The organism is Streptomyces sp. NBC_00440 (assembly GCF_036014215.1).
Classification (GTDB): Bacteria; Actinomycetota; Actinomycetes; order Streptomycetales; family Streptomycetaceae; genus Streptomyces.
This window is the reverse complement of record NZ_CP107921.1, coordinates 8,058,539-8,071,278: the sequence shown is the minus strand read 5'-3', so window position 1 is coordinate 8,071,278 and position 12,740 is coordinate 8,058,539. Positions and strand designations below refer to the sequence as shown.

The window sequence follows — 12,740 nt, the reverse complement described above, 5'->3', positions numbered from 1 at the left end:
CGGAGCTCACAACGGCTTGCGTGCCCTGACGCCCAGGACGACAGGGGTGGGCGCCCCGTGCTCGGTGAACCCTTCCAGCACGAGTCCCGCGTTCAGAAAGGCCTGGAACAGGCGGGGCAGCGGCAGATGCCCCGCTCCCACCTTGTCCCGCAGGCCCTGACCGGTCCAGGACTCGGTGGTCCAGGGGCTGTCGAGGTAGCCCGGCCGGAGCAGCACCGCGTCCGGGTCGCTCCGGTCGGCGAACCCGCCGCAGAAGCAGGGGTGGACGCCGATGTGTACGAACACCCCGCCGGGCCGCAGCACCCTGGCGACCTCACCGAGCACCGCCGCGTAGTCGGGCATGTCGGTATGGACCATCACCGCGACGGCCGCCGGAACCGCGCCGTCCAGGAGGGGCAGCCGCGCGGCGTCGGCCTGCGCGACGGGCAGCCGGCCGCGGGCATGTGCCAGCATCCCGGCCGAGAGATCCACCCCGACCGGCGTCCAGCCGAGACCGCGCACCCGGTCGGCATGGATGCCGGTGCCACAGCCGACTTCGAGGCAGACACCGCTTCCCCCGCCGAGGAGCCCTGCCAGCTGCCCGCCCAGGGCACGTGGATTGCCGTCGGAGGTCCCGGCGTCCCCGGCGCCCAGGAAATCCCGCTCGTACCAGTCTGCTATCCGGTCGTATGCCGCTTCCGGCGCCATGTGCGTACCTCTTTCGGCCGTTCCCGCTGCGGCTGTCGCCCGGTGCGGCCGCCGACTCGTTCCCTGCCCTCGGGCACGGCCCCTGCCCCCGATCCCGCCCCGGACGCAATCGCCCTGCCGCCCCTCCCCCACAGCCAACTCACAGCCTGGAACGGCGACTGACGGGACGTCGCCACTGTGGCGGGCGCGGCCGGAAGCGGCCTTGCCGATCCTTCCGCCCTCTTGACCGGGCACGGTCAGCTACCTGAGTGTGTGGTGGGCCCGGCCCGCAATCCTTTCGCAGGAGGTACACGTGAGACGTTGGAAGACTCGCGGCGCGGTCGCCGCAGTCGCGGCGCTGCTGTTCGCCGGAACAACAGCTCCGGCATCAGCCGCCTTGACAACGTTGTCCAACGCCGCCGCCCCACCGGGCGCACAGCTCGTCGACGACCCCGCCGACTACGTGGACCCGCTGATCGGTACCGGAAGCGGCGGCTCCACCGTGGGAGAGATCAACAACTTCCCCGGCCCCGCCACCCCGTTCGGCATGATGCAGTTCTCACCCGACACGGTCGGTTCGTACGCCGGTTACCAGTACCACAGCGACACCCTGCGCGGGTTCAGCGTCGATCACGCGTCGGTCGGCTGCACCGCCTTCGGCGATGTGCCGATCCTGCCGGTGACGGGCGACGTCGGCTCGGCGCCGTGGGACAGGACCGAGCACTTCTCGCACACCGACGAGAAGGCGGAGCCGGGGTACTACGCGGTCACCCTCGCCGACTCGAAGGTACGCGCCGAACTGACCGCGTCGACCCGCACCGGGCTCGCGGCGTTCACCTTCCCCAAGGGCGCGGACACGGCGCAGGTCCTGGTCAAGGGCGGCGCGAGTCTCGCGGGCGACAAGCGGGCCGATATGCACGTCGTCGGCGACCGGCAGGTCACCGGCTCCGCCACCACCGGGAATTTCTGCGGCAAGGGAAACGAGTACACCGTTCACTACGCCATCACCTTCGACCGCCCCTTCACCGCCCACGGCACCTGGGACGGCAAGACGGTGTCGAAGGGCAGCGACACGGTGAACGCGCCGAAGGCCGGCGCCTATCTCACCTTCGGCACGGCCGGGACCAGCACCGTGCGCGCCAAGATCTCCATGTCGTACGTCTCGGTGGACGGCGCCAAGGCCAACATGGCGTCCGAGGTGCCCGGCTGGAGTCTCGACAAGCTGCGCGCGCAGACCCGCGACCGGTGGACGTCGGCGCTGCGCAAGGTCCGCGTCGCGGGCCGGGACACCGGTCAGCTGAAGACGTTCTACACCTCGCTCTACCACTCGCTGATGCACCCGAACACGTTCAATGACGTGGACGGGCGCTACATCGGCTTCGACAACAAGGTCCGCGAACTCCCCGAGGGCCGTACGCAGTACGCGAACTTCTCGGACTGGGACACCTACCGCTCCCTCGCTCCGCTCCAGGCCATGCTCTGGCCCAAGGAGGCGAGCGACATGGCGCAGTCCCTGGTCAACGACGCCGAGCAGGGCGGCTGGTGGCCTCGCTGGCCGTTCGCGAACGGCTACACGGGACAGATGACGGGCGACAACTCCGTGGCGCTCATCGCCAATCTGTATGCGTACGGCGCCCGGGACTTCGATCTCAAGACGGCGCTCAAGTACCTGGTCAAGGGCGCGACGACGGTGGACAGCACGCCCGGCGCCTACCATGAGCGCCCCGACATCGCCAACTACGTCGAGCGGGGCTACGCGCCGAACAACGACGCCTCGCGCGGCGACCACCAGCGCGTCGGCGGCTCGGTGACGCTGGAGTGGGCGATCGACGACTTCTCCATCGCACAGCTCGCGACCGCGGCCGGGGACAGCAGGACGGCCCGGCAGTTCACGCTCCGCAGCCAGAACTGGCAGAACATCCTCAATCCTGCGACCGACTACCTCCAGCCGCGCGGTGAGGACGGCCGCTTCCCCGACGGTCCTGGCTTCCAGCCGCCGCCGGAGGGCAAGTTCGGCCAGGACGGCTTCGACGAGGGCAACGCCGCCCAGTACAACTGGCTCGTCCCGCAGAACACCGCGGGCCTGATCACCGCCATGGGCGGCCGTGACGCGGCGTCCCAGCGCCTGGACACGTTCTTCACCAAGCTCAACGCGGGCCCCAACGAGCCGTACATGTGGGCGGGGAACGAGATCGACTTCGGGGTGCCGTGGGTCTACGACTATCTCGGGCAGCCGTGGAAGACGCAGAAGGCCGTCCGAAATGTGGCCACCACGCTGTTCACCCCCACACCGGACGGCGAGCCGGGCAATGACGACCTGGGCGCCCAGTCGTCCTGGTACGTCTGGGCCGCGCTCGGTGTGTACCCCTCGACGCCGGGCACATCCGATCTGGCCGTGCACAGCCCGCTGTTCGAGCGGGCCGTGCTCGATCTGCCCGGCAAGGGCAGCGACCTGGACATCCGCGCCCCGAAGGCGTCGGCGAGCACTCCGTACGTCCACGATCTGAAGCTCGACGGCCGCGACTGGGAGCGCACCTATCTGCCCAAGTCGGCGGTGTCCCGGGGCGGTCGGCTGGACTTCACCCTGTCCGGGACGCCCGACACCCACTGGGCGACATCGGCGGCGGCAGCGCCCCCGTCGTACCGCACGGGCGAACGGTCCTTCCTGGCGAACGCGACCCCCAACCAGGTCACCGCGGCGCCGGGCGGTGAAGGCGCCGACGTCACGGTCGACGCGCAGCGCCTCGCCGGACGGGACCACAGCCTGACCGTGACCGCTTCCCCGCCGAAGGGTCTGACGGTGTCCGCGGCCACGAAGCAGCTCAAGCTGGACAAGGGCACCGGTTCGGGGAGTGTCGCCCTGACCGTCGAGGCGGGGGCGGAGACGCCCGATGGCTATTACGAGGTTCCGCTGACCGTACGGGGTGCCGGGAAGGGCGACACCGTACGGCTCTCCGCGATCGTGCTGGTGGCGGCGGACGGCAGCCCGGCCACCGCGTACGACAACACCGGGCTCTCCGACGACGCGGACCATGGGCAGGCCGATTTCGACGGCGCGGGCAACAGCTACTCACGGCAGGCGCTCGCCGCAGCGGGTCTGAAGGGCGGAGCGCGGATCGAGGCGTCGGGTACGTCGTTCGTGTGGCCGGCGGCTCCGCAGGGGCGCCCGGACAATGTGGTCGCGGACGGCCAGACCCTCGATCTGTCCCGGAGCGCCGTGGACGCGAAGCGGCTGCTGTTCGTGGGCTCGGCCACCAACGGGGATCATCAGGACAGTGCCGAGGTGACCTTCACCGACGGCAGCACCGGCACGGCTGATCTCTCGTTCGGCGACTGGACGCTGCCGGGCGGCGGTTCGGATCCGGTCTTCGGCAACACGCTCGTGGCACGGGCCGCGCACCGGAACCAGTCGGGCGGCACCGGCGGCGCGGCGGACGTCTTCGCCACCGCGCCCTTCAAGGTCCCGGACGGGAAGCAGATCAAGAGCGTGACGCTGCCGAAGAACGCACAGCTGCACGTGTTCGCCGTCGGTCTCGGCTGACGGGCCCTGCGGAGCGGAGGAGCGCCTACCGGCCTCGCCGGTAGGCGCTGCCGTCCCTGGACCGGGTCAGCAGGCCCGCCACCACGAGGTAGCGGCGGAGCGCCGCGCAGTCGTCGTGCACGGTGCGCAGTGCGTCGTTGACCTCGGGCTCGGTGTACTCGCGGTCCCGCTCGAACAGGGTCTCCGCCAGGTGGCCGAGCAGCTGCTCGCGGCGCGCGGCCTTGCGGGGGATCGCGGTGAGGCGGCCACGAGAGAACAGCGACATGACCCCGTGCGAACTGCTGGATACGTTGTCGGGCATGGCCGGAAGCCTCCCGCACCGGACGGGCCCGGGCAACGCCTTTTCCGGCGTTACCGCTGTGCGCGGGCCCGAGAGCCGGGGCTCCCGCCATCTGCGGTTCCGCCGACGGTGGTTCGGGGAGTCGTGGTTCCGCTGACCGTGGTTCAGCCGGCTGTGATTCCTTCGGCTGTCCGGGCGAGCAGTGCCTCTTCCTCCTGGACCGGGTAGCCGCGGTGGATGGGAGGTTCGCCGCGTTCGCGGTCCCAGGCCAGGACATCCGCCGCGGTGACCTCCAGCGGTGTCGCGGGCAGGCCTGCCGCGCGGGCCCTGGCAGAACTGCGCTGCTGCGTCGGCCAGTTGGGGCGAACCAGGGGGAACATCCGGGCCCCCGCCTCCGGGGGCACCTGCACGATCTCCACCTCGGTACCGGCGACCCGCGCGCAGGTCTCGATCAGCCCGCCGAGCGTGGTCGGCTCGGCGGGGCCGACCGCGTGGAACACACCGGGCCGGTCGTCCGTGAGCAGGCGCACCACGAGACCGGCCACGTCTCGGGAGTCGATGATCTGCACGGGCTGCGCCGGGTCGGCCGGCAGGGCGATCCGCCCGCCGCGTGCGGCCCGGCGCACCCAGTACGTGAAGGTGTCCGAGGGGTCGTGCGGTCCTGCGACCTTTCCGGGGCGCACGACCGTCGCGCGGGTGCCGTACCGGGCCAGGACGTCGTCCTCGCAGGCCACCTTGGCGGGTCCGTAGGTGTCCTCGTCCAGCAACTCGGTGCTGTGCACGTCGCGCACCGGTGTGCGGCGCGGCGTGTCCTCGTCCGAGCCGGGCTCCACCCCCGAGCGCTGGTACACCGCGTGGCTGGAGATGAACAGGTACCGTCCGCACCGGTCCCCGATCGCGTCCATGGCCTGGCCGACGTGGCGCGGGACGTATCCGCTGACGTCCACGACCGCGTCCCAGTGGCCGTCACGCAGCGCCGCGTAGTCGCCCGTGTCGCGGTCGCCGATGAGCCGGGTCACCCCGGTCACCCCGGTCCCCTCGCGGAAGAGATCCGCCCCGGTTCTTCCCCGTCCGAACAGGGTCACTTCGGCCCCGGTGCGGAGGGCCTCCTCCACGATGGCGCGGCCCACGAACGACGTACCGCCGAGTACAAGAAGGTGCATAACTGCCCAGTCTATCGGCGGCACCCAACGAGGGTGGCACCGTTTCCGGTTGCCGCCTCATGGGGTGTCGCCCTGCCAGTCCCACAGCAGCGCTCCGGCCACGCGCGGGCCGTACCGCGCGTGGCCGCCGGGGCCGTGGGAGCCGATCTCGGTCGCGAGGGCCGCTCCGTCCGCGAGGCTCGGGGCCGGCCGGCCGGTGACGTCGAGCAGCAGGCCGTCGAGCGGTCCGCCCACCAGTTCCCGGTAGTCGCGCCCCGGCCGCGGGCCCGGGTCGGGGTCGTCGTGGTCCGCGCCGTACACCCGGCGCCAGGTCTGTCCGTTCATGCGGTTCAGCATCTCAGCCACCACTGACAGCCGGCCCGGTGCGACGCTGAACCGCGAGCGGGCTTCCCTCTCACTCCACAGTGAGATCGACGTGGGCCGGTGTCAGCCGGGTGCCGTCCGCCAGCCGGAACTCCAGAGTGATCCGCTGTCTCCCCGTGGCAGCGTCCGCAGTGGCGCGGACGGCCACCCGCTCCGATGCGCTCCTGGTCCCGTCGGCCCGCAGGCTGCCGCTCGCCGGGACCGGCCGGACGCCGTCGGGGCCCGACGCGGTCCACCGCACCGTGTGGCCGGTGAAGTCGACGTCCTGGGCCACCACCGTCAGTGTGACGGCCGCTCCCCCGCGCTCCAGGGTCAGCAGCCCGGGAACACCGAACCCGGCTGCCGGGGAGGCGTAGTTGTCCACGACCTCCTGGCGGACTTCCGCGTCGTCGTAGGGGATGTCCGTACCGTACCGGCGCAGCCAGGTCTGGACGTTCGGCAGCACCACCCCGTTGAACCGGTTCCGCAGCAGCAGGGTCCGGTAGGCCTCCCGGGCCGCGTCCAGTTCGGCGGAGCCGTCCGGGACGAGTCCGATCCGCAGGTCGGCGCGGGCGACGTCGATGCCCAGGCCCAGCCGGGAGATCACGGTGCGTGCCGCGGCGCTCCCGGCCTCGCCGGCGGCTCTTCGCAACACGGCCCCCGCGCGGTCGTAACGGTCGAGCAGAGCGGCCGCGCCCACGGTGTCGGGATCGGTGCGGGTGAGGTCGTAGTACTCGCGCAGGGTGCCGGCCGCCCGGGGACCGAAGCGCGCCCGGAGGTAGCCGTCCGTGTAACCGGCGGCGTCCAGGCCGTTGTCCCAGGCGAGCGCCGCGAACAGGCTCTGGACATGTTCGTAGGTGATCCAGTCGGCGGGCTCGCTGTACATTCCGATGCCGTTCACACCGAGCTGCGACTCGAAGCGGACGTCGCCCGCGATGGTGGCGAGGGGGTGCACGGGCTGGCTCCGCCAGCGGTAGCGCCGGTAGTACTCGTACATGGCAAGCGAGCCGCGGAACCCGGTCCGCCAAGCGCTCAGGGCTTTGGCGAAGCCCGCGTTGGCGGGCACGGCCGGGTCGTCGAGCGGTCCGTCATAAGTGCGGCTGTACGGGGCGAAGTCGACGATGACCGCGGGGTCGGACGCGTAGTCCGGATCCGGCGGCTCGATGGTGGAGTTGTAGGCGATGCGCTCGACGCGTACGCCCGGCAGCTCCGCACGGAGGGTCCGGGCCAGCTTGTTGACGACCACCGACTCGGCGTTCGCCGGTTTGCCGTACCGGTCGAGGATCTCCTGCTGGAACCGGCCGACGTCCGGCGGCCAGCAGTCGAAGACGGTGATCTCCGGACGGTCCCGCAGGAAGGCGACCACCTGGGCGATGTACGCGTCGAGGGCCTCGGGGTTGTAGATGTCGAAGAGCGGGCCGCCGGATGTGTAGTACTGGGGGTACTTCTCCGGGGGCAGGAAGCTGTCGTAGCCGTGCCCGCCGGTCTCGATCCGGATGCCGCGCCTGGTGGCCTCGCGGCGCAGCACGGTCCGTACGCTGTCGTACGTGGTGACGCCGAGGCCCAGGTAATTCGCCGGGTGGACATAGGTGTTGAGCCGGTTCTTGGCCATCCAGTCGAGCAGCGGGGGCAGGCTCTCGGCGGTGTGGCTGTAGCCCTCCTCCGCGTACTGCCGCCGCAGCTCCCAGCCGGGCCGGTCGGTGAGGCGGACGGCGGGCAGCGCCAGGGTGCCCGCGGTCGGGATGTGCTCGCTGTGGCCTTCGTACGCGGGGAAGGCGGGGGCGAAGAACCGTACGCCGAGCCGTTCGAGCAGCGCGTACACGGCGTAGAGCGCGGCGCGGTCCCCGGCCCCGGTGAGCAGGGCGTCCCGGTGGTCGCCGAGGAGGGTGAAGGAGTCCTCGGGCGCGCCCGCCAGTTCCCGGCCCGCTTCGGTGAGCCGGGCCGCGGGGATCGCGGTCGAGGGGCCGGTGCCCGCGCGCAGGGCCACCAGTCCGGTGACCGCGTCGGGCAGGGAGCCCGCGGCGGGGGGCGTCGCGGCGCGCACCGGCAGCCGGACGCCGGTGATCCGCCGTATGTAGTCGCGGAGTTCGGTGGCGGCGAACCGCGCGCTGCCCTCTCCCCACCACAGCACGGTGGCTCGCGCACGGCCGCCGGAGACTACGGGCAGGGAGGCCGCGGTGTCGGGTGCGGTGACTTCTCCGGGAGCGGCCGCGGCCGCGGGAGGGACCGCGGCCGGTGCCAGGACGGTCGCTCCCGCGAGCCCGGCCGCCCCGGCCAGGAATCCGCGCCGCCGGACCCCGCCCGCTGCCCTGTCTTCGGCCATGTCGCGTCCTGAGCTCATCTGTGGTCCGCCTTTCCGGCCGATGCGTACAGGTCACCGAGGTAGTAGTCCTTGGCCTTCTCCGGCTTGGGCAGCTTCTTCATCTGTACGAAGAGATCCGAGAGCTGGTCGAACCAGCCGTCGACCGTGCCGTTCCGGCTGAGCTTCGTCAGCTCGGCGGAGGAGAGGATCTTCACGTGGTCCGTCGACCCCTTGAGCTGCGCAGCGGGGAGTCCGAGGAATCCGGCCGCGACCGACTCCGACTGGGCGGGATGCCCGGCGATCCAGTCGTCGGCCTGCTTGAGGACCCCGGTCACCTTCCTGACGAGCGCCGGGTTGCCCGACGCCAGCCGGGGCTGGGCGACGAAGACGTTGGGGAAGGTCAGCCCGGGGTAGTAGTCCTGCGTTCCGCTGATCTCCCGGAGGCCGGGCACCTTCTTCTTGATCGTGTCGATGAGCGGGTACCAGGTGGCGGCGGCGTCGACCTGGCCGGACGAGAAGGCGGTGACGACGGTGGAGGCGTCCATCGCGACCTTCTTGACGTCGGTGGGCTTCAACCCCGCATTGCGGAGCGCCAGATCGAGGATCATGTCGCCCGATGTGCCTTCGGCGACGGCCACCTTCTTGCCCTTGAGGTCGGCCGGTTTCGTGATGCCGGAGCCGGGCCGGGCGATGACCCGGTCGGCGAGGCCCAGCATGTTGACGGAGACGATGGGGGCGCGGCCCGATGCCGGCAGCCAGAGGGCGCCCGGGCCGAGGTACCCGAAGTCCAGATCGCCCGAGCCGAGGGCCTGTACCTGGAGCGGGCCGTTGGTGAACACCTTCAGTTCGGGCTTGAGGCCCGCCTTCTTCCAGAGGCCCTGCTTCTGCGCGACGGCGAGCGCGGCGGATCCGCTGTAGTCGGCGATATAGCCGAAGGTGACCTTGTTTCCGTGACCCGACGCCGCCGATGAGTCATTGCCGCAGCCGGACGCGGCGGCGACGAGCAGCAGAGCGGTGAGCAGGCCCGCGGCGCGGCGGCCGACGGCGCGGTTCCTCGTCGTGGCGCTCTTCGTGGTTCTGTTCGCGATTCTCTTCACGAGGCGAGTCCTTCGAGTGGGGCCGGTGGCGCCGGCTGGTGGTGCACGGCGTGCCACACCTGGGCGCGGAGTTCGGCGAATCCGGGCGACAGGCGCTGTTCCTCGGTGCGCGGGTACGGCAGCGTGACGGGGATGACGGTGTGGATCCGCCCGGGGCGCGCGGCCATGACGACGACGCGGTTGCCCAGGTAGACGGCCTCGTCGACGTCGTGCGTGATGAACATGACGGTGCGCCGGTCGCGGCTCCAGGTGTCGAGGAGCGAATCCTGCATCCGGACACGGGTCAGCGAGTCCAGGGCGCCGAAGGGCTCGTCCATGAGGAGGACCTTCGGGTCGACCGCATAGGCGCGGGCGATGGCACAGCGCTGCTTCATACCGCCGGAGAGAGTCTTGGGGAGCGCGCCGGCGAAGTCGGTGAGACCGACGAGCTCGATGACCTCGCGTGCTCTCCGGCTGCGTTCGGCCTTTCCGACACCGGCGACCTTGAGGCCGTACTCGACGTTGGCCGTGACGGTCATCCAGGGGAAGAGCGCGTACTGCTGGAAGATGACGCCGCGTTCGGGGGCAGGTCCACGGACGGGTACGCCGTCGACGGTGACTTCGCCGCCGGTCGCTTCGAGGAGCCCTGCTGCGATGTTCATCAGGGTGGACTTGCCGCACCCGGACGGTCCGACGACGGTGACGAACTCACCGTCCTCGATGTCCAGGCTGATCCGGTCCAGAGCCAGGAAGTCGCTGTCCTGCACCGTGAAGTGCCGGGTGACACCGGAGAAGTTGATGGTGGGCATGGCTACCTCCGTTCCTGCCAGTGGGTGAGCCGTCGTTCGGCGAGGAGCAGCAGCCGGTCCATGACCAGGCCGATCGCTCCGATGGCGATGAGCTGGACGAAGATGGTGGGCAGGTCGTAGTAGAGCTGCGCCTGCTGCATACGGAAGCCCAGTCCGCCCTGCGCGGCGATGAGTTCGGCGGCCACCACGGTCGCCCAGGAGGCGCCGAGCCCGATCCGCATGCCGACCAGGATGAACGGGGCCGATGCGGGCACCACGATGCCGGCGAAGACCTGGTGGTCGCGGGCGCCGAGCACCCGCGCCGCGTTGACGAGGGTGACATCGACGGCGACGACGCCCTGGAAGGTGGAGACAACGCAGGAGAGGAAGGACGCCAGGAAGATCACGAAGATCTTCGGGGTCTCGCCGATGCCCATCAGGACGATGGCCAGCGGGATGATCGCGAGCGGCGGCACCATCCGGAAGAACTGCAGCCATGGCTCGATCAGCCTGCGGACGAGCGGGTACCAGCCCATCAGGAAGCCGACGGGTACAGCGAGGACGACACCGATGACGTAGCCGATGAGGACGCGTTCCAGGCTGGCGCCCGCGTCGGAGATCAGGGTTCCGTCCGCGATGAGCTGTCCCGCGCGCCGTGCGACGGAGACCGGTCCGGGGAAACCGTCGATGCCGCTGTTGGCGAGGACGGTCCAGGTGAGGAGCCCCAGTGCGGCGGAGGCGACCCCGAGCAGTACGGAGGTGAGCCGGCCCGCACCGCGCGCCCGGCGCCCGCGCTCCACCCGCGCGGCGCTCCTCGCGTCATGCGCGCCGGACGCACCGGAAGCACCGGAAGCACCGGAAGCACCGGATGATCCTGGTGAGCCGGGAGCGCTGCGAACTCCGGGTGCGCCGGATCCGGGCAGCAGTTTCTCCTTCACGCCACTTCCTCCGCGACCCCGTCGACATCCGGCGCGCGGTCGCCGCCGATGTCGGCCATATAGCTCATCCAGCTGTAGGCGGGATCGCCGCGGCGCAGCAGTTCGCGGTAGAGGCGGACGGTGAGGTCGCGCCGGATGCCCGCGTACGCCGGTGCCTCGTACACGTTGTGCAGTTCGTGCGGATCGGTCTCCAGGTCGTACAGCTCGTGGATGCTCTCCGGGTTATGGACGAGCTTGTACCGCCGGTCGCGGAGCATCCGCTGCGCGTACGGGAAGTGGTGACCGTGGAATTCGGCGACGATCTCGTCGCGGGTGTCCCCGGATGGTCCGCCGTGCAGCAGTGGCAGCAGGCTCTGCCCGTCGCACCGGTCGGGCAGCGGCGCTCCGGCCAGTTCGAGGATGGTCGGGTTGAGGTCGATGAGGTTGGCGAAGGCGTCGCAGACCTGGGCGGGAGCGCCGGGCACCCGGGCGATGGCGGGGATGCGGTAGATGTCCTCGTACATCGCGGGGCCCTTGTCGTTCAGCCGGTGGGCGCCGGTGAACTCGCCGTGGTCGGCGGTGAAGAAGACCGCTGTCCCGTCGCGCAGACCGTGGTCGTCCAGCGCCGCCAGGATCCTGCCGACCTGGTGGTCGATCATGGTGACGTAGCCCCAGTAGACGGCGATGAGCTTGCGCCAGGCGGCGGCGTCGAACCCGTCGGACGACCAGTACGCGCTGTACTGGCGCTGCACTGCGGGCTTCCCGGCGAAGGTCTCCGCCATCGAAGCGGGCAGTGGCACGTCGTCGGGGTCGTACATGTCGTAGTAGTGGTCGGGGATCAGATACGGCAGGTGCGGGCCGTACCAGTGGCAGGACAGCATGAACGGTCTGCCGGTCGCCTTCCAGTCGGCCGCGTACCGGTCGAGCAGGCCGAGGGTCCGGTCGGTGAGGAACGCCTCGATGGTGGCCTCGGGGGGCTGCTGGAGGCGGCCGGCGATCAGGTGTCCGCGGCCGGTGCCGTTGGCGGCCGCGCCGAAGACGGGCTCGGTGACGGCGAAGGGCGGAAAGCCGTTGTCCTCCAGCCACTTCTCGTACGAGGGGTGGTGTACGGGGTTGAGCGCACCGGGCAGGTGCTCGCCGTCCATCCCGTAGAACTCGGGCCCGCGCTCCCGGCCGATGTGCCACTTGCCCGCGTGGCCGACCTGGTAGCCGTGGTCCATCAACTGGCGCCAGAGCATCGGGCTCTCGTCGTCCAGCTCGTCCTTGCTGCCCCCGTTGCGCTCGGGGTTGTTCAGCATTCCGTGGCGGAACGGGTGGAGGCCGGTGGCGAGGGAGGCACGCGCCGGTGTGCAGATCGCGGTGGGTGTGTAGAAGCGGTCGAAGCGGGTGCCCTCCGCCGCCAGGGCGTCCAGGGCCGGGGTCTTCACCAGGGGGTTGCCGTAGCAGCCCAGGGTGTCGACCCGGTGTTGATCGGTCATCAGGAACAGGACGTTGCGCGGAGCCATGGGCTGGCCGCCCTTCCGGTGGAGTCGTTCGTGACGCGGTGTGCGGGGTGCCGGTGTGCCGTGTTGCGGTGTGCGGTGGGCCGGCATGTGTCGTGCCGGTGGGTTCCGTGGTGGGCAACGGATGTCGTACGGCAGGCAATTGCCGGGAACTGTAGGGACG

The 12,740-nt window shown here is 70.8% G+C and carries 10 protein-coding genes; 1 reads left to right on the top strand and 9 read right to left on the bottom strand.

Annotated elements, in window-relative coordinates; all coding sequences use genetic code 11:
* Window positions 1–6: 6 nt before the first annotated feature.
* Entirely contained in the window at window positions 7–687 is a 681-nt protein-coding gene (locus tag OHB13_RS35770) for a class I SAM-dependent methyltransferase (protein ID WP_328379955.1), read from the bottom strand.
* 292 nt (window positions 688–979) lie between these two features.
* Between OHB13_RS35770 and OHB13_RS35765 the strand changes: the two genes are divergently transcribed.
* Window positions 980–4,207, top strand: a complete 3,228-nt coding sequence (locus OHB13_RS35765; RefSeq protein ID WP_328379954.1) for a GH92 family glycosyl hydrolase — start codon at window positions 980–982, stop codon at window positions 4,205–4,207.
* A 25-nt stretch (window positions 4,208–4,232) separates the two neighbouring features.
* On the opposite strand, the gene OHB13_RS35760 is transcribed toward OHB13_RS35765, so the two are convergent.
* The 8 genes from OHB13_RS35760 to OHB13_RS35725 form a co-directional block, all read right to left on the bottom strand.
* Complete coding sequence (locus tag OHB13_RS35760; RefSeq protein ID WP_266861542.1) at window positions 4,233–4,508, bottom strand: DUF2087 domain-containing protein; 276 nt, start codon at window positions 4,506–4,508, stop codon at window positions 4,233–4,235.
* Window positions 4,509–4,651: 143 nt separating this feature from the next.
* Window positions 4,652–5,650, bottom strand: coding sequence for an NAD-dependent epimerase/dehydratase family protein (locus tag OHB13_RS35755; protein WP_328379953.1), 999 nt, complete (start codon window positions 5,648–5,650; stop codon window positions 4,652–4,654).
* Between the two features lie 57 nt (window positions 5,651–5,707).
* The gene (locus tag OHB13_RS35750; RefSeq protein WP_266861545.1) at window positions 5,708–5,974 is read right to left on the bottom strand and encodes a hypothetical protein; all 267 of its coding nucleotides are present in this window, start codon (window positions 5,972–5,974) and stop codon (window positions 5,708–5,710) included.
* A gap of 70 nt (window positions 5,975–6,044) precedes the next feature.
* A complete protein-coding gene (locus OHB13_RS35745) occupies window positions 6,045–8,315 on the bottom strand; it encodes a DUF4838 domain-containing protein (protein ID WP_328379952.1) in 2,271 nt (756 codons plus the stop codon).
* A 14-nt stretch (window positions 8,316–8,329) separates the two neighbouring features.
* Entirely contained in the window at window positions 8,330–9,391 is a 1,062-nt protein-coding gene (locus OHB13_RS35740) for an aliphatic sulfonate ABC transporter substrate-binding protein (protein WP_328379951.1), read from the bottom strand.
* A complete protein-coding gene (locus tag OHB13_RS35735; RefSeq protein ID WP_328379950.1) occupies window positions 9,388–10,179 on the bottom strand; it encodes an ABC transporter ATP-binding protein in 792 nt (263 codons plus the stop codon). The genes OHB13_RS35740 and OHB13_RS35735 overlap by 4 nt, the downstream gene beginning before the upstream one ends.
* Window positions 10,180–10,181: 2 nt before the next feature.
* Window positions 10,182–10,958 carry an ABC transporter permease gene (locus OHB13_RS35730; protein WP_328379949.1) on the bottom strand — a complete coding sequence of 259 codons (777 nt, stop codon included), beginning with the start codon at window positions 10,956–10,958 and terminating at the stop codon, window positions 10,182–10,184.
* A 134-nt stretch (window positions 10,959–11,092) separates the two neighbouring features.
* Complete coding sequence (locus tag OHB13_RS35725; RefSeq protein ID WP_328379948.1) at window positions 11,093–12,580, bottom strand: sulfatase-like hydrolase/transferase; 1,488 nt, start codon at window positions 12,578–12,580, stop codon at window positions 11,093–11,095.
* Between the last annotated feature and the right edge of the window lie 160 nt (window positions 12,581–12,740).